The 17,798-nt window shown below is 54.9% G+C and carries 12 protein-coding genes; 9 read left to right on the forward strand and 3 right to left on the reverse strand.

Features of this window, described 5'->3' with window-relative positions; all coding sequences use genetic code 11:
- Window positions 1-253: 253 nt before the first annotated feature.
- Together AC0QHF_RS27635 and AC0QHF_RS27640 are read left to right on the forward strand one after the other, a co-directional pair.
- Complete coding sequence (locus tag AC0QHF_RS27635; protein WP_324707501.1) at window positions 254-2,329, forward strand: hypothetical protein; 2,076 nt, start codon at window positions 254-256, stop codon at window positions 2,327-2,329.
- Between the two features lie 317 nt (window positions 2,330-2,646).
- Window positions 2,647-3,588: an Hpt domain-containing protein gene (locus AC0QHF_RS27640; RefSeq protein ID WP_324707502.1), complete on the forward strand. Its 942-nt coding sequence runs from the start codon at window positions 2,647-2,649 to the stop codon at window positions 3,586-3,588.
- Here the strand turns inward: AC0QHF_RS27640 and AC0QHF_RS27645 are convergent.
- Together AC0QHF_RS27645 and mgtE are read right to left on the reverse strand one after the other, a co-directional pair.
- Window positions 3,585-4,253 (reverse strand): hypothetical protein, encoded by a 669-nt coding sequence (locus AC0QHF_RS27645; protein WP_324707503.1) that lies wholly within the window; start codon window positions 4,251-4,253, stop codon window positions 3,585-3,587. The genes AC0QHF_RS27640 and AC0QHF_RS27645 overlap by 4 nt on opposite strands.
- Window positions 4,254-4,383: 130 nt before the next feature.
- On the reverse strand, window positions 4,384-5,787 hold the full coding sequence (mgtE, locus tag AC0QHF_RS27650) for a magnesium transporter (RefSeq protein ID WP_324707504.1): 1,404 nt from the start codon (window positions 5,785-5,787) through the stop codon (window positions 4,384-4,386).
- 480 nt (window positions 5,788-6,267) lie between these two features.
- Here mgtE and AC0QHF_RS27655 point away from each other — a divergent pair, with 480 nt between their 5' ends.
- Complete coding sequence (locus tag AC0QHF_RS27655) at window positions 6,268-7,983, forward strand: putative bifunctional diguanylate cyclase/phosphodiesterase (protein ID WP_324707505.1); 1,716 nt, start codon at window positions 6,268-6,270, stop codon at window positions 7,981-7,983.
- 4 nt (window positions 7,984-7,987) lie between these two features.
- Complete coding sequence (locus AC0QHF_RS27660) at window positions 7,988-10,123, forward strand: PAS domain S-box protein (RefSeq protein WP_324707506.1); 2,136 nt, start codon at window positions 7,988-7,990, stop codon at window positions 10,121-10,123.
- 22 nt (window positions 10,124-10,145) lie between these two features.
- Here the strand turns inward: AC0QHF_RS27660 and lysS are convergent, their stop codons facing one another.
- On the reverse strand, window positions 10,146-11,717 hold the full coding sequence (gene lysS / locus AC0QHF_RS27665) for a lysine--tRNA ligase (RefSeq protein ID WP_324707507.1): 1,572 nt from the start codon (window positions 11,715-11,717) through the stop codon (window positions 10,146-10,148).
- Window positions 11,718-11,812: 95 nt separating this feature from the next.
- Between lysS and AC0QHF_RS27670 the strand changes: the two genes are divergently transcribed.
- From AC0QHF_RS27670 to AC0QHF_RS27690, 5 genes are all read left to right on the forward strand, one after another.
- The gene (locus tag AC0QHF_RS27670) at window positions 11,813-12,268 is read left to right on the forward strand and encodes an SH3 domain-containing protein (RefSeq protein WP_324707508.1); all 456 of its coding nucleotides are present in this window, start codon (window positions 11,813-11,815) and stop codon (window positions 12,266-12,268) included.
- 612 nt (window positions 12,269-12,880) lie between these two features.
- Window positions 12,881-14,011 (forward strand): Rid family detoxifying hydrolase, encoded by a 1,131-nt coding sequence (locus AC0QHF_RS27675; RefSeq protein ID WP_324707509.1) that lies wholly within the window; start codon window positions 12,881-12,883, stop codon window positions 14,009-14,011.
- A gap of 1 nt (window position 14,012) precedes the next feature.
- Window positions 14,013-15,446 (forward strand): Rid family detoxifying hydrolase, encoded by a 1,434-nt coding sequence (locus AC0QHF_RS27680; protein WP_324707510.1) that lies wholly within the window; start codon window positions 14,013-14,015, stop codon window positions 15,444-15,446.
- Between the two features lie 436 nt (window positions 15,447-15,882).
- Window positions 15,883-17,211 carry a S8 family serine peptidase gene (locus AC0QHF_RS27685; RefSeq protein ID WP_324707511.1) on the forward strand — a complete coding sequence of 443 codons (1,329 nt, stop codon included), beginning with the start codon at window positions 15,883-15,885 and terminating at the stop codon, window positions 17,209-17,211.
- Between the two features lie 62 nt (window positions 17,212-17,273).
- The gene (locus AC0QHF_RS27690) at window positions 17,274-17,726 is read left to right on the forward strand and encodes a DNA primase (protein ID WP_324707512.1); all 453 of its coding nucleotides are present in this window, start codon (window positions 17,274-17,276) and stop codon (window positions 17,724-17,726) included.
- Window positions 17,727-17,798 lie beyond the last annotated feature (72 nt).

Genomic DNA, 17,798 nt, shown 5'->3' on the forward strand with positions numbered 1-17,798 from the left:
CACCGATATTCTTGATTGAGGCAGGTGGGGATATCTTTCATTCCGGCAGGCGCCGATATTTTTCATTCCGGCAGGCGCCGATATTTTTCATTCCGGCAGGCGGGGACGCCTGCCCCCACCGATATTGTTGGTTCAGTGCTTGGGTTCCGACTGCCAACTGAAGGACTGTAAAAAAATGTAACAATCTCTTGTCTAGACAGAGAGGGGTTTGGTAGGGTTAAACTAAAAAGAATACTCTACAGATTTTTGAGTTATGGCTGACCCTCTTAATCGCCGTCAGTTTTGTCTTGGCTTGACCCTCGCCACCGCCGGTTTCCTGACGAAAGACTTATTATTGGCTCCACCTGCAAGGGCTGATTCCAATTACAGCAGCGGTTATGGAATCCCGCAAAATATAGAAAAGTATGTGGTCGTTGTTCCCCGCAGCATCGCCCGAAGGGGTGGGAAGCAAAGCGTCACTTTATATTCCGGTGAATCTTATGATTTGTCAATTCCTACCCGTAGCCGGGAAAACTCAATGATTTCTGTTGCCGGTATCGGACAAGATGGTAATGATGCTGAATTTGAACTTCACACGCTCTATGACTTGCAAACGAGAATTGGTCTTCAAATTTATGACGAAATAGAGAATGCTCAGTTGATATCAGAAGCCAGTCAAACCAAATGTAAAGATGTATATGAAAGCATTGAAGATTGTAAATTCATCGAAGAAGTGGAAGCACTCGAATTGCTGGATTATATCGTCTCCAGCTCTAGATTGGATGAAGAAATACGCGATCGCTATGAATTAGCCAGCAATAACACCCGTTTGGTTGGAATTAAAAAGGTCTTAGAAGAAGCATTGCAGCAATCCACGCTTTCGGGTTCAGAAAAAACACAGTTGAGGGGGACATTTGAACTGGTAAAAGCCGGTCAACCCATCCCCGATTTTAAAGTTTTAACCCAACTCGATTCAATTGTACTGAGTTCAAGCCTGACCGATTCAATCAAGCAAAGCTATGTTTTGGGTAGCGCAGTGTCCAGAGCGGCAACAGTCGATTACTTAATTGTCGAGCAAATTAATGGCGATTCTAGATTGACGAATCAACAAAAAGATCAATACTTATCGCTTTACCGAGAAGTCAGGGATGGGACGAGCAGTTCCGATGCCAGCACATTAAAGAAACAACTCGATCCGTACATTTTAAAAAATGACAACTTGCCACTCAATGCCAAAGTTGTCTATCAGGAAGCTCGCAAGAAAAATTTGGATGAAGAACAAAAACTAGAAGAAAATATCAATCAACTTGCACAGCAAAAAGACGAATTTCAGGAGTTACTCGAAACGGCGAAGGAGAACGGAGGTAGGGTTGTTCCCCAAACCACACGATTACTTGCACAATTGGGAGTTGAAGCGGGAACGGGTGTTTCGATTAGTACCTTATCCGGAGCGGCGGCAACGAATGCGACATTGGCATGGTTGGGGGGTGGCTCAGTCGCCTCTGGGGGATTCGGAATGTTGGGTGGCTTGGCTGTGGCAACGGGAGGAGCGGCTTTAATTGGTGCGGCGGGAATTATTTCGTTGGCTGTCGCCAGCCAGATGGATGCGGAAGATCAAAAAAACCTGGGTATTGCCATTGGTGGCGGAACAATTGTCGGAGCCACGGCCCTTTTAACCGCATGGACGGCGGCGAGTGCTTTGGGTGTCGCCGGTAGCCTCTCGGGTGCCGCTGCTATCAGCACGATGCTTGCAGCTTTGGGAGGGGTGAGCGTCGTCACGGGGGGAACGGCTTTAGTCGCATCAGGTGCAGCTTACTTGATTTGGTCTTTCTTAAAAAGCAATAAAAAACGAGAACAAGGGTTCTTGGAACAGTTGGAAACCAGAATCTACACTTTGACAGCAGAACCCTCCCCCGGTTCTTTTGCCGATTTTGTTGCCAAAAATATTCGTCCCTCATATTCTTATGAGGAAGGCTTCGCAGCACCCTATATTCCCCTCGACAAGTTGCATAATGCACTCAAGAAATGGCTGGTTCTTGATTGGAATGAAAAAGTTATTGCATTGATAGATACGAGTATTTGGGATGATGGAAAATCGGGAATTGCTTTGACAGACAAGAGAATCATTTGGAAAGTTCCATTTGAACAAAGTCTTTCTCTGTCTTATCAAAAGTTGGATGATACCTTCAATCAAACAGTCTTGACCGCGATGGATGTCAGCAACTCTCGAAATAAATTAGAGAATTTGATCGACTTATCTAATATTTTGGACGAATCCCAAAGGCAAGAGTTTATTCAAGTCTTAGAAAAACTCGGTCAAGAATATAACGATCGCCCCCTAATTTCCTGACCCCGCCCCCCTCTCCGTGTTCTCTGTGCCTCTGTGGTGAATCCTCTCAACCCCCTCTCCCAAAAAATGAGATAATCGACGATCGCGAATCTGATCCGAACATCATCGGGGACTCGATGGCCGATCGCCCCTCGGACCCGCGAACTCGGCGCGATCGCGCGATCGCAGAACAAATCACCCACAGTTAGGTTAAAGTTGTGAGTGATGAGTCGCGTTGTCTCGCAGCGGATTGGGACTCCAGGGTGAGTCATCGACCGGCGGGGCGGCAGCACGGCTCAGACCACGCTCGGCGTTGAATTGTCGATAGGAGGACAGCCGTGCCGACCAGCCAGGACCAGAAAATTATCGCCATCTTCATGGAGGAGGCCGGAGAACGCCTCGAAGAACTCCGCACGGGGTTGGAAGATCTGCCCGCCATCATGGCAGATTCTGATCGCGAACAGATGATCGCCATGTATCGAGCCGCCCACTCCATCAAGGGGGCATCGGCGATGTTGACCCAACAGATGCCGAGTTTAGCCAGCATCAACAAAGTCTCGAAGCGCCTCGAAGACTGTTTCAAATCCGTCAAAGATACCCCCATCAAGGCCGACGACCGGGCGATCTTTTTGTCCAACAAGGGCTACGAAGTGATCAAAAACCTGGTTCACCGCGCCCAAAGTCCGGCCGGACTGTCCGTGGAAACGGGGGAAAAAATCGTGGCGGCGTCCCTTCCCCTCTACGATCAACTCGAAAAGCACCTCGCCGACTTGATGAGCGGCAAAGCCGCCCCCGCCGCCAAACCCGCAGCAGCAGGGGGCAAACCCGTTCCCAAAGCCGTCGCCCAGGTGACGAAGGTGCTCAAACCGATGTTGCAGGCGTTCAAAAAGCCCCCATCTCCGGCCCTGCGGAAGCAAATCGCCGGATTGTGTCCCCACCTGGCCAAAGTCGCCCCGGGGGTGGAACCGTGGCAAAATTTGGTGAAAACGGCCCACGGCGCGATCGCGAACCCGAAGGCCCCGTTCCCGATCCTGGCCAGTAGCGTCATCAAGGATTTGCAGCAGGGGGCGAAACTCCTCGAAGCCGGGAAAGGAAATGCGATCGCCCCCAGCGATGCCCTCGTGAAATTAGCCTCCGGTGCCCCCGCCGCCCCCGCCGCCGCCCAGGAAATCACCATCCCCGCCGATCCCAAGGAGGTGGTGAAAGTCCTGCTGAAAACCTTCAACAAACAACAATTGCAGGCGATCGCGCAATTGTTGATCAAGCATATCAAATCCTAACCCCCCTCCGAGTTGGGGTTGTCGAGGCGATCGCTGACGGCCACATCCACCCGGCGGGGTAAATCATCCATCTCCGCCGAGACGCGATCGACCACCTGTTTCACCTGGGCCTGCAATTCGTTCAACTGCTGCTGTTGCAGGGTCCCCCACTGGGGCAGTTGGTTGATGAACTGCTGCAAATCGACGATCACATGGGTCAAATTTTCCACCTGTTCCAACTCGGGCCGCTGCTGAAACTTGTTCACCACCAATTCCAACTCGCCCTGAATGGCGTCGATCGCCTGTTCTAGGGCGTTTTGGCGTTCCAGGATCGTTTGCAGGTTGGTATTTAATACCCCCAAATTTTCGGTCAGCCCCGCCGCATCCACGTTGGCGGCAGATTGCAACTGATTCAAATTCGCCGAAACGGTGTTAGCCTCCAGAACCCGGTGCAACTGTTCGATCGCCGCGGAATTGCGATCGACCTCGGCTTTCACACCTGCGGAGTGCGATCGCAAATCCCGTTTCAACAAATAGCGGTTCGCCCAATTCAACGCCAGCAAAATCAACAGCGGAACCGCCGCATAAAGGGTAGAAAAGCCCCCCACGCTCGCCACGACACCCGCCACCAAGAGGGCAAAACAGAGAGATTCAGCTCGTTCGATTACATTGCGATAATTGAGCATAATTGAAAATTTTAGATTTTAGATTTTAGATTTTAGATTCTCCCTGAGTTGAGGAGTGAGAAATATCTGACTTCTCACTTCTCTTTTCTCGCTTCTCTTTTCTCCCTACACCCTACACCCCACACCCGACCTAAATTCGCAAAATAAATCGGGCTAAATTGAAATAGATCAGCACCCCCAAAACGTCCACCGCCGTGGTGATGAACGGCGCCGACATCAGGGCCGGATCTAATTTGAGCGATCGGAACAAAAACGGCAGGGCCGAACCCGCCACCGATGCCAAAATAGAAATCGCCAACAGAGAGATCCCGACGGCGATCGCCACCGACAGTTGACCCTGCACCACGAATAAATTCGCCCAAATCGTTGCCAGAACGCCCAAAATCGACCCCAGCAGCGCCCCCGCCATCGCCTCCCGCGAGATCACCTGCCAGGGGCCCAACGTGCGAATTTCGTCCGTATTCATCCCGCGAATTACCACCGTCGAGGACTGGGCGCCGACGTTCCCCCCCGTCCCCGTCAGCAGGGGGATGAAGAAGGACAGGGCGACGACCTGTTGCAACAGATCCTGTTGGGTTTTCAAAATCGACCCCGTGACGCTGTTGGTCAGCAGCAACACCAGCAGCCACACCACCCGGCGGCGGGCCACGGTGAGCAAACTCGCCTGGAAATAATTGTCCCCCTCGGCTTGAACCCCCCCCAAAGCGTAGATATCTTCCGTGGTTTCCTGCTGTAAAATATCCAACACGTCATCGACGGTGATGATCCCCACCAGCCGATGTTCGCTGTCCACCACCGGGACGGCTAGAAAGTCGTAGCGCTGGATGATGCGGGCGACTTCCTCTTGGTCGGTGTCGGTTTGGACGCAGACGAAATCTCGGTTGAGAATGTCACCGACGGTCTGATCGAGCTGGGCTGTCACTAAATCTCGCAAAGAGAGAATACCCGTCAGCTTGCGATCGGAGTCCGTCACATAGAGAGAATAAATGGTTTCGGTGACGTTAGCCAAACTGCGAATCCGCTCCAAGCTCTGACCGACGGTGTAGTATTCCTTCAGGGAGATATACTCCGGCGTCATGATCCGGCCGGCGGTGTCCGCTTCGTAGCCGAGGAGGAGGGCGGTGGCTTGGCGTTCGCTGGGACTGAGTTGGGACACCAACCGCCGGACGACGGTGGCGGGGAGTTCGTCGAAGAGTTTGGCGCGATCGTCCGGGGACATTTTATCGACGATATCGATGACTTCCTGGCGCTTGAATTTTTCGCACAGGGACTGCTGAACGCTGGAGTCGAGGTGTTCGTACACTTCGATCGCCTCATCTTTGGACAGCAGGCGGAAGGCGATCACCTGCATGGTTTCCGGCAGTCCTTCGATCGCTTCGGCGATGTCGGCGGGCTGGACGGGGACGAGGATAGCCTTGGCCGCCTGCAAGTCTCCGCGTTCGAGCAGTACCTGGAGTTGCGATCGGACCAATTCCCTCAGTTCTTTGCGCGACAGGGTAGCCAGGGAAGCGGATGCTTGGTTGTTCTCAGTCAAAGACGACCCTCCAAAACTGGTACTGCATCCTAGTCTAGAGGTAATGGGGCGTTAAGAGGAGGGAAAAACCGCAGGTGAAGCGATCGGAGCTTACCACGGGAACCCGCAAGCCACATCAATCGCGGGACGGATGCCCAGGGCGATCGCCAGTCACTATAATTTGTCAGAAGAATACCACATCAGCCGACACGATCGGAAATATCTTAATTTTTTTTTAATATAGTTTATAATGCGTTTCACAGGGTCTCAGCAAGTGCCACGCCTTCGCCGGCTGTGCTTCAACTCAATTGAGACACGTTACAGGGTTGTTTTCATGATGAGTCGAAATTACCTTGGTGCCTTATGACACTCCAAATAGCCATGAATGATTGGAATGGACGTGCGAGGGAGTTGACAGCTTCGCTCGGTATGGACAACAGAAATTTAGCCCCCACCCACTCACTCCCAGAAGAGAATTCCATAAGTGGGTTAAATCAACCGATGGTGGAACAGTTGAAATTACTCGCCGCCGCCGTGTGTTTTGCCGAAGACTCGGTAGTGATCACCAGCAGCAACCTGGAATTTCCGGGGCCAGAAATCGTCTTCGTCAATCGGGCGTTCACCCGGATGACGGGATACCGGAGCGAAGACGCCCTCGGCCAAACCCCCCGGATTTTACAGGGGGAAAAAACCGATCGCGCCGCGTTGGAGCGGATGAAAGCGGATCTCAAGGCTGGCCGGGTATTTTACGGCGAGGCCATCAATTACCGCAAAGACGGGACAGAATTCGTCAACGAATGGCACATCGAACCCATCTACAACGATCGCAAACAGATCACCCACTACGTCGCCATCCAGCGAGATATCACCGGGCGCAAACAAGAAGAAGCCCGCCTGATTTACGAGGCCCGACACGACAGCCTCACCGGCCTCTACAACCGCGCCCACTTCATGACCCAATTGCAGAATGCGGTGGAGCGGGCCAAACACTCTCAAGACTATTTATTTGCCGTCCTATTCATCGACCTCGACCACTTCAAACTGATCAACGACAGCTTCGGACACCAAGCCGGCGACCAACTGTTGACGGCGGTGGGCCAGCGCCTGCAAAATAGCATCCGACCGCAGGATCTGGCTGCCCGCTGGGGGGGCGACGAATTCGCCGTCCTCCTCGACAACATCGAAGATTTATCCCAGGTTTCCCAACTCACCGAGGAGATCCGAAAGCAAGTCCAACAACCAATTTTGCTCGGCCACCCCAACCCAGAAGTCCTCACCACCCTGAGCATCGGCATCGCCCTCAGCAGCATGGGCTACGAGAGCCACGAAGACCTGTTGCGGGATGCCGACACCGCCATGTACCGCGCCAAAAGTCAGGGACAGGGGCGTCACGCCATTTTCACCCGCACCATGCACGAACAGGTGCGGCGGCGGTTGCAGATCGAGACGGATTTGCGCTACGCCCTCAAACGGGAAGAATTGCGCCTGCACTACCAGCCCATCGTCTGCCTGCAAACCCGCCGCATCGTCGGTGCCGAAGCCCTGGTGCGGTGGCAGCACCCGACCCGAGGTTTCATCTCCCCCAGCCAATTCATCCCCGTCGCCGAGGAAACGGGGTTGATTTCCGCCCTCGGGGAGTGGGTGCTCCGGCAGGCCTGTCTGGAGGTCCGGCAGTGGCGGGCGCTGGCCCCCGCCTCCGCCCCCTTCGTGAGCGTCAATCTCGCCACCCAACAGCTCAACCATCCCCAGATCGTCGAAACCGTGCGGGGGCTGTTGGAAACCACGGGCTGTCCCCCGGAAGCGGTCAAATTTGAACTCACCGAAAGCGCGATCGCCTCGGACGCCGAAATCGCCGTCACCACCCTCAAGCAAATCAAAGACCTGGGCATCCAACTCTGCATCGACGACTTCGGCACCGGACATTCCTCCCTCAGCCGCCTGTCCCGCTTTCCCATCGACACCCTCAAAATCGACCGCTCTTTCATTCAAGGCATCGGTGCATCTGACAATCGGTCCAAAATCGCCCAGGCGATCGTCAACCTCGCCCAAACCCTGGAGATGACAACGATCGCCGAAGGCATCGAAACCCCCGAACAACTGTCCCAACTGCGGCGGTGGGGGTGCGACCGGGCCCAAGGATTTTGGTTAGCCAAACCCGTCCCGGCCGAAACGTTCAAACAATTTCTCATCAAAAATTCGACCCTTCCGACGCAATGACAATATGAGCGCAGAAAGACTTCCGACCAACCATATCAACAATTTGGGTTTAGCCGACCAGCAGGCGATCGCCGAATTGCACCAAGTCAAAACCCAACTCCGCCAGACGCAGCAACGAGTGGCCGAGTTGAAATTTCTCCTCGACCGCACCACCCCCGCCACCCTGATCGACGAGGGGGGCACCGTCCTGGAGGCCAACGCCCCCTTCCTGCGGATGTGGGGGACTTCCGAGGAACAGGTTCTCGACCGCCCCCACCCCCTGTTCGACTCCCCCTACTACTCCCCCGACTTTTGGGAGGAGTTGTGGTCCGTCGTCCGGGGGGGCGGCGTTTGGTGCGGAGAAATTCAGCACCACACCCCCCAAGGGCAGCACCTTTGGCTCGACATCACCGTCGTCCCGTCCGATTCCCCGCCCGGATCGCTCTCCCGCCGCTACTGGGTCGTCGCCGATGAACGGCGGTCGCGGCAGTGGACGGAACAAAAATTGACGCAACTGTCTTGGGTGGCCAGCCAGACGGACAACGCCGTGATCATCTGCGACTGCGACGGCCGCATCGAGTGGGTGAACCGGGGATTCGTGCGAATTACCGGATATTATTTGAACGAGGTGAAGGGCTGCAAACCCGGTTCATTTTTGCAGGGGACCCAAACCGATCCCCGGACGGTGGAGGAACTGCGAAAAACCCTGCGATCCCGCCAGCCTTACCGGGGCGAAATTCTCAACTATCGCCGCGACGGGGAACCCTACTGGCTGGCGATCGCCATCACCCCCATTTTCGACCGCTCGGGCAATTTGACCCAGTTTATCGCCGTCGAAAGTGACATCACCGAACGCAAGCAGATGGAAGCGGCGCTCCGCCACAGCGAGGCGAAAAATCGCAGCCTCATCGAAGCCATCCCCGACCTGATTTTCCGCCTCGATTCCGAGGGTAAGATCCTCGACTATTTTCCCCCCAAACAGTCCTCCGATTTTCCGGCCTCTGCGGAGATGGTCGGGCGGGCGATCGATGCGGTTTTTTGCGAAGATTTGGCGGCCTGGACCCGCCATTATCTGACCCACGTTCTGAAAACGGGGACCCCCCAGCAGGGGGAATATGTCCTGTCCGTCGAGGGCCGATATCGCCATTACGAAGCCCGCTACGTCCCCGACGGCGAGGGCGAAGTATTGGCGATCGTCCGGGACATCAGCGAGCGGAAATCGATGGAAGTGGCCCTGCGGATGGAACAGATTCGGCAGCGACAGCGGGCGGTGGATTTGGAAAATGCCCTGCAACAACTCAAACGCACTCAAACCCAACTGATTCAAGCTGAGAAAATGTCGGGTTTGGGACAGATGGTCGCCGGGGTCGCCCACGAGATCAACAACCCCCTTTCTTTTATTTATGGAAATTTGATGCACTTCCAGACTTCGATGGAAGATTTGATGCATCTGATCCAGCTTTACACGAAAACCTATCCCGATCCGAGTCGAGAAATTGCGGATTTCGCGGCGGAAATTGACCTCGATTTTATGTTCGAGGACGTGCCGAAAGCCCTGGAGTCAATGCAGTTGGGAACCGCCCGCATCCGCGAGATCGTCGCCTCGTTGCGGAACTTTTCTCGCCTCGACGAAGCCAACTGCAAGGCGGTGGACCTGCACGAGGGGATCGAAAGCACCTTGTTGATTCTCCAGGGCAAATTGCAGATGCAGTCCGGAGCGGAAATCGAAATCATCCGGGATTACGGAGAATTGCCGCTGGTTGAGTGTTATCCCAGCCAACTCAACCAGGTGTTTATGAACCTTCTCGCCAACGCGATCGATGCCCTCGACGGGCGAGAGCACCCCCGCCGGATTACGATTCACACCGCAGTTAAAAAGGCGACGAAGGGAGAACCAGACTGCATTTCGATCGCGATCGCCGACAACGGGCCGGGAATCCCGGAATCGATCCGGAACCAGATTTTCGACCCCTTTTTCACCACCAAACCGGTGGGGCAGGGGACGGGTTTGGGACTCTCCATCACCCATCAAATTGTGGTCGAAAAACACGGGGGAACCTTGGAATGTATTTCCGAACCGGACAAGGGGACAACTTTCGTCATTTCCCTGCCCCGGGAGTTGGAATGTCCCCTATCGAACCCGGGGGCGATCGCCGATTAAATCGGAGGGGGATTTAAACCGCCTAACTCTCCAGCATGGACGATCGCATCGTCGGGAACAAAATCGCGTCCCGGATGCTCTGGGTGTCCGTCAAAAACATCACCAGGCGATCGACGCCGATCCCCATGCCACCGCAGTTCGGCATCCCCAAAGAGAGCGCCTGAATGAAATCCTCATCCATCGGGTGTGCCTCGTCATCCCCGGCCGTTTTTTGCGCCAACTGTTCCTCAAACCGCTTGCGCTGATCCACCGGATCATTCAACTCCGAAAACCCGTTAGAATATTCCGTGCCGTGGATGAACAATTCAAACCGTTCTACAAATCCCGGCTTGGAACGGTGGCGCTTCGCCAGGGGACTGACTTCCACCGGGAAATCGATCACGAACGTCGGCTCCATCAGCGTCGATTCCACCTTTTGATCGAAAACCGCGTACAGCAAATACCCCAAACTTTGGGTATTCAAATCCGTCAGCCGCACCCCAATTTCCTCCGCCTTTTCCTTCGCTTCCGTGAGGTTCAACGTATCAAAATCCAACCCCGTTTCGTCCCGGACAGCCTCCACCATCGTTTTGATCCGCCAGTGCTTTCCGGTGAGGCTGGGGTGGGTGTCGCTGTAGTCGTATTTGCGATCGAGACTGATGGTATCTCCCTGGTATTCAATTTCAGTTTTATCCCCCAAAACGTCCGCCGCCACCGCACAGATCAGGTCTTCCACCAACACCATGATCTCGAAATAATCCGCGTAGGCTTGGTACACTTCGATGGAGGTAAATTCGGGGTTGTGGGTGCTGTCGATCCCCTCATTTCGGAACACCCGGCCGATTTCAAAGACCCGCTCCATGCCACCGCAGACGGCCCGTTTTAAAAACAATTCCGTCGCGATGCGGAGGTATAAATCGATGTCGAGGGTGTTGTGGTGGGTGATGAACGGCCGCGCCGCCGCACCGCCGTAAATCACTTGTAAAACGGGGGTTTCGATCTCGTCAAATCCGGCATTCCAGAGGTAAGTGCGGATGCTGCGGAGGATGCGGCTGCGGAGTTTGAACCGCTGCAAGGAAGCCGCGTTGCTCACCAGGTCGATTTCCCGGTGGCGGCGGCAGAGTTCGGGGTCGTTGATGCCGTAGTAGGAATCTGGAAACGGTATCGTCGCTTTGGAGAGGACGTCGAGGCGGGAGACTTGGACGGAGAGTTCCCCCCGGTTGGTGCGGCAGCCGATCCCCTCCACGCCGACGAAATCGCCGATGTCGAGGAGTTTTTTGATCTGGTTGAAACTCAGTCCCGGGTCGCCTTTGACGAGCTTTTTCTCGATTTTCAGTTGGATGGTTCCGGAGGCGTCCGTTAGGCCGATAAAGCCGATGCTGCCGCTGTCTCGCTTGAAGGTGATGCGGCCGCAGACGCGCAGGGGGAGTTCTTCGGGGTCGGTTTCTCCGTTGGCGAGTTCGCGTCCGGGTTCGGAGAAGCGGTCGTGGATCTGCTGGGCCCGGTGCGATCGCTTGAAAGCCTCGCTGGGGTAGGGTTCGATGCCGAGCGATCGCAGGTCGTCCACTTTTTTGGCGCGAACTTCTAATTCGTTGCGCGTTTCATTCTGAGCCATTTCCAAATTCCGTATGCATTCAAGTCCTCAGACTTCATATCATAGCGGTGAGTTGGAACGAGTGGTTTTTTTCAGTCAAGCGGGAGCGGAGAAAAGTGAAAAGGCGGGAAGCGATGAAGGTGAAGCGGATAGTTCTGGGTGTGATTTTGGTGGGTTTGGGGGCGATCGCACTGTATTTTGCGCGACGGCCACCAGTCGAGACGGAACGGACGGTTCGGGAACGTGCTCTCGTCGAGTCGGGGGTGGGAAATCCGGGTTCGGAGAAAGGCCCGCCGCCGGATTTGAATAAAAATTTCGATTCGGACGAGTTGCGCGGCGCCGATTTTTATCCGAGGGCGAATGCAAAAGTTACCGCAAATCGCGTTAATGTTCGCAGGCGTCCAACGTTGAACACGGGTTCGATCGCCAAGTTGACTCGGGGTACAAAGGTGGACGTGATCGATCGCATCGACAACGAAGACGACGGGTATATCTGGTACAAAGTTATCGTCCCCGAGAGCGATCGTCAGGGGTGGATTCGCGGCGATTTATTGAGGGCGATCGAAGATTGATTTTGAGGAGAATCGCGAAGCCGAATCCCATCTTGTAGGGGCGCAAGGTTTGCGCCCTCTCGATGGTGAGTGAACGCCCCGCCCGACATCCGAGAAGGGGGCGATCGCCGCGCGACCATTTGATTTTTTCCGACATCCGAGAAGGGGGCGATCGCCGCGCGACCATTTGATTTTTTCCGACATCCGAGAAGGGGGCGATCGCCGTGGGACCATTTGATTTTTTCCGACATCCGAGAAGAGGGCGAATGCCATTCGCCCCTACAATGTGATTTTTTCCGACAGACGCGATCGCCCAATCCTTCTCGCCCTCACCCCCAACCCCTCTCCCAACTTTGGGGAGAGGGGAGCCTATTTACAGTGTGATTGTCACGATTTTTAACATTGCCGCGATCGCCCCAGGTGTACACTGAGATTACCGCGTAGAACAGGCATCCTGCCTGTCTCCCCATTCCGGCTGTCTGAATTGCGATCGAGAAGTCGGTGTGTATCTGCGTGGCTGTTTCCCAACTGCCCCAAAATGTCCGCATTCAGATCGAGTGCGTGGCGGCGGTTTGAAACATCTCGCTATTCTCATTTTGACCCATTTATCACTATCAACAGGAGTCACAAAAGATGGAACCTCAAGAATTAATCGACAGATATAAAGAAGGAGAGCGCGACTTTGCAGGAGTCGATTTGTCCGGTATAACGATTAAGGGACATGATTTAAGCGATATTAACTTAGAAGGTTCTGATTTGAGAAACTGTAAATTTACAAGCATGACCTTCAACAATGCGAATCTAAAGAATTGTAACTTTTGTGAATCACAATTTGAAGTTGTCAGTTTTATTAATGCAGATTTAAAAGAAGCTAAATTAACAAAATCATGGTTCAAGGCAGTTAATTTTCAAGGAGCAGAATTAACAAATGCAAAATTTAGAGAATCACATAGATTGATAGACTGTAATTTTGAAAATGCAAAAATGAATAAAGTTGACTTTTATAAAGTCGGCATTTCACATCAAAACTTTTCCTCGCTAGATCTGCAAGAATGTAATTTTAGTCAAGTCAGTGCTAACTATATAAATTTCAATTCTTCTAATTTAACAAGATGTAACTTCAAAATGGCAAATCTTGAAAGCAGTAATTTTCAAGATGCTTGTCTAAAGGAAGCCAACTTCAAGCAAGCCAACCTCAAAAACGCAAATATTATGAGGTCTAAACTTAAAAGTGTGAGCTTTGTTGGCGCAAACTTGACCGATGCTAATCTTTATGCGTCGAATTATGAAGAAGCTAAAATTATTGGTGCTATTATGCCGGATGGTGAAGTGTATGACCCCGAAGGATATTTTGTTTTTGAATCCACACCAAAATCGACTCAGGTGGAATTCATCGACACGGAAAACGCCCCCAAATCTCCCAACAGTCCTCACCAAGCGGTTATCGTCAACGGTTCGCTTTATGTGGCGGGACAAATCGCGATCGCACCGACAGTAAACGCCATTTTATGCGAAGATGAAATAACCGAACAAACCCGGCAGGTGATGGACAATCTCACGGCTATTTTGACCGCCGCCGGTGCGGGTTGGACGGACGTGGTGAAAACGACGATTTTTATGATAGACTTGAATGAGTGCGATCGCATGAATTCCGTCTACTCCCAATATTTTCCCGAGGGAAATCTCCCCATCTGTACTTGCGTCGCCGTCTCCCAACTGCCCCAAAATGTCCGCATCCAGATCGAGTGCGTGGCGACCGTGTAAAATGTCAGCAATCCGCGACAACGCGGAGAGATGGGCGAAGGAGTCGCAGACGATGGACGAGCGGGAACTACTGAACCGATACTCAAAGGGAGAACGCAACTTCGAGGGGGCCGAACTGAGCGGGGCCAACCTGCGGGGAGAAGACCTAACGGAAATCAACCTCGAAGGCGCCGATCTCACCGAAGCCAACCTGAGCGAAGCCAAATTGACCCGGGCCAACCTGACGCGATCGCGCCTCAGTGCGGCGGACGTGCGCTGCGACCTGCGGCAGGCCATTTTGACCGAAGCCAACCTCAACAACGCCGACCTCGGCCGGGCCCGACTCCACGGCGCCGACCTGTCCGGGGCCAGCCTCACCGGCGCCCACCTCACCGGGGCCCACCTCAGCGACGCCAACCTGCGCTCGGCCCGACTGCAAAACGCCGACCTCGACGCGGCCAACCTCATCGGCGCCGACCTCAGCCGAGCCGACCTGAGCGCCGCCACCCTCACCTGGTACGATCAGGTGGTCGCCAACCTCAGCCGTGCCCGCCTGGAGGAGGCCGACCTGAGCGAAACGAACCTGTGCGGGGCGAACCTGATGGAAGCCGACCTGACCCGGGCGAAGCTATCCAAAGCCAACCTGCTGGATGCGAACCTGTGTCGGGCGAAATTGGTGGGGGCCGACCTCAGCCAAGCCAACCTGTGCAACGCCAAACTCCTCGGCGCCGACTTCGAGGGGATCAAACTCCAGCAGGGGAACCTGAAGGGCGTCAACCTCGCCACCCTCAACCTCGCCGGGGCCAACCTGAACCGCGCCAACCTGGAGGACGCCATCCTCCGAGACGCCTGCCTGAAGGGGGCGAACCTCCGCATCGCCCACCTCTACCGGACGAACCTGATGGGGGCCGACCTCGCCGGGGCCAACCTGATCGGGGCCGACCTGACGGAGGCCAACCTCTACAAAGCCAACATCGAGGACGCCATCACCATCGGCGCCGTGTTGCCGGACGGGGAGATCGACGAAATCGAAAACTATCCCATTCTATCAGGCAAAGTAAAACCCATGACACGCCAAATCATCCGCACCGATCGCGCCCCCGCCCCCGTCGGACCCTACAATCAGGCCGTCATCGTCAACGGCACGATGTTCGTTTCCGGCCAGATCGCGATCGACCCCCAAACCAACCAACTCGTCGGCACCGGCGACATCTGCAAACAGACCGAACAGGTGATGGCCAACCTGGAAGCCATCCTCGACGAAGCCAAAACCAGTTGGTCCGAGGTGGTCAAAACCACCATTTTCCTGAAAGACATGAACGATTTCGCCACCGTCAACGAGATCTACGCCAAATTCTTCGACCCCGACAACGCCCCGGCCCGAGCCTGCGTCGAAGTCGCCCGCCTTCCCAAAGATGTCCTGGTGGAAATCGACTGCATCGCCACCGTCGGTTAGGGAATGGGGAATCGGGAATCGGGAATCGGGAATCGGGAGTCGGGAATTTTAGATTTTAGATTTTAGATTCTTTCAATCTTGGCTTTCCTGCCTCCTGGAGCCTCCTCTGCCCCCCTCCGCTTCCTCTGCCTCTTTCCTGTGGGGGCAACCTTATAGGGTTGCCTCAATTCCGATGTCCGAAACTCCAATAATTTGCCCGGAAGCGATCGCACCCCCGGCGAAAAGGAGGACTGTCAACCCGGAGAAACTATCGTCCATCTGCGGGGAAGGAACAGTGGAGCGTTAATTGTCAATTATCCATTTTCCATCCGATGAGGACTCTCAACCCGGAGAGGATACAACCCTTTGCCCCGAGCGTCCGAGAGTCAGTAAACTGAGCCGGAACCTCCCATCAGTCCCCGAGAAGACGGAGCAAATCAGAGGAAAGTCAAAGTATATGATCGGCAACAACCAAATTTCCCCCGCCTTTATCCCCTTTTTCGCCGGAACCGACCCGGACAGCAAACAGGATGCGATCGTCATTTACCAAGGACAGGCCCCCGCGGCGAATTGGCCCCGGGGCGGCCAGCAACGTTTGGAAGCCTTGAATCAAGCCGCCAAAAGTCACCAGGCGGCGGTCGGCCAACTGGCGGCCAGCTACCAAAGTGCCACGGGTCAATCTTTCAACGTCTCCGCGATCGGGTCCGGCGCCCTGCCCGTGGCCAACGTGGAAGTCACCCGCGACAGCCTGCCGGCGTTGGCGGAACAGGAAGGGGTGGTGGCGGTTCTCCCCAACCAAAAGATCAAATTGATCGAACCCCGGGCGATCGATTACGCGGAATTGCAGGCTCGGGAACAAAAGAACAAACTGACCTGGGGCTTGGAAGTGTTGGAAATTCCCAAACTGTGGGAACACACCAAAGGCAAGGGAGCGACCGTAGCCGTCTTAGATACGGGAGTCCACGGCGACCACCCGGCACTCAAAGGACGGGTGAAGGGATTTATGGTCATTGACCCGTTGGGGCGGCGGATCACGGCTTCCCCGACCTTTGACGGCGGACAGCACGGCACCCACGTCTGCGGCACGATTGCGGGGGGCAAAACCGAAAGCGGCGTTTCCATCGGCGTGGCGCCGGAGGCAGACCTGTTGGCGGGGGGGGTGTTGATCGGCGACGCCACCCTGCGGACTCTGGTCGAGGGGATGTCCTGGGCGATCGAGAACCAGGCCGACATCATCAATATGTCCCTGGGGTTGAGCTACTACGAACCCCTGTTCGCCCAAATTTTCGATATCCTGATCAACCAGTATGACGTCCTGCCCGTGGTGGCGATCGGCAACGAAAACCACGGCAACACCAGCTCCCCCGGAAATGCCTACAACGCCTTTTCCGTCGGGGCGATGGAAAAACTTTCCGAATCCGACCTGGGCATCACCTTCTTCAGCAGTGGCGCGAGTCTGGTGTTTCCCGGAGATGCCCCCAACCGCCTGGTGACGAAGCCGGACGTGGTGGCGCCGGGTGCCCAGGTGTTTTCCGCCATCCCCCCCACCAAGCAGCCCAACGGGACTTTCGAGTACACTTATATGGACGGGACTTCGATGGCGACCCCCCACGTCGCCGGTGTGGTGGCGCTGCTGCTGTCAGCCAAACCCGATGTCCCGGTGACGAAGATCGTGGAAGCCCTGCGCGAAACCGCCCACCATCCCGGCGGGGAACAGATGCGCCCTGACAACCGCTGGGGGTGGGGGTCGATCCGGCCGCTGGAGGCGTTGAAAGCCCTGAAATAATCGGGAGTCGGAAGTCGGGAGTCGGTATTAGGGGAAGAGAGGAGAATGGGGGGGAATAAAGAATGAGAAAAATTGGTTTTCTTTTGTTGCTGGCCCTTCAGCCTTTTGCCTTCCCCGCACCCGACCCGCCCCACCCCACCCAACTCGTTCGCAATGAGGACTCTCCATTGAAGATCAGCCCCGAATTTGCCGCCCGTCTGGCGAATCTCAATTCCCGGGATCGAATCCGCGTGCTCGTTTTTCTGCGGGTTCCGAAGGGCGATCGCGATCGCCAAGAACGCCTCACGCCGGAGGAGCGAAAGGATCGCATCGAAGCGGTAAAGGCGGCGGCGGAAGCGTCCCTCGATCGCATCCGTCCGATTGTGGAACGCCACGGCGGCCAGATTCTCGACGAGAACCCCAGCCTGCTGGGGACGATTCCGGTGGAAATAACCGTCGCCGGGGTTTACGAGATCTGCAAATCCGACGCGGTGGAGGCGATCGTCGAAGACCAGGGAATCGGGGGGTTCAATTAATCATTAATCATTAACAATTAACAATTAACAATTCATCATTTTCAATTGTTTCAGTTTCTAATTCCGGGGCAT

Source organism: Lyngbya sp. CCY1209 (assembly GCF_055795065.1).

Coding starts and splice junctions, on each gene's coding strand:
- AC0QHF_RS27635 (WP_324707501.1), top strand. CDS start 254: ATGGCTGACCCTCTTAATCGCCGTCAGTTTTGTCTTGGCTTGACCCTC.
- AC0QHF_RS27645 (WP_324707503.1), bottom strand. CDS start 4,253: ATGCTCAATTATCGCAATGTAATCGAACGAGCTGAATCTCTCTGTTTT.
- AC0QHF_RS27655 (WP_324707505.1), top strand. CDS start 6,268: ATGGTGGAACAGTTGAAATTACTCGCCGCCGCCGTGTGTTTTGCCGAA.
- AC0QHF_RS27660 (WP_324707506.1), top strand. CDS start 7,988: ATGAGCGCAGAAAGACTTCCGACCAACCATATCAACAATTTGGGTTTA.
- lysS (WP_324707507.1), bottom strand. CDS start 11,717: ATGGCTCAGAATGAAACGCGCAACGAATTAGAAGTTCGCGCCAAAAAA.
- AC0QHF_RS27675 (WP_324707509.1), top strand. CDS start 12,881: ATGGAACCTCAAGAATTAATCGACAGATATAAAGAAGGAGAGCGCGAC.
- AC0QHF_RS27680 (WP_324707510.1), top strand. CDS start 14,013: ATGTCAGCAATCCGCGACAACGCGGAGAGATGGGCGAAGGAGTCGCAG.
- AC0QHF_RS27685 (WP_324707511.1), top strand. CDS start 15,883: ATGATCGGCAACAACCAAATTTCCCCCGCCTTTATCCCCTTTTTCGCC.
- AC0QHF_RS27690 (WP_324707512.1), top strand. CDS start 17,274: ATGAGAAAAATTGGTTTTCTTTTGTTGCTGGCCCTTCAGCCTTTTGCC.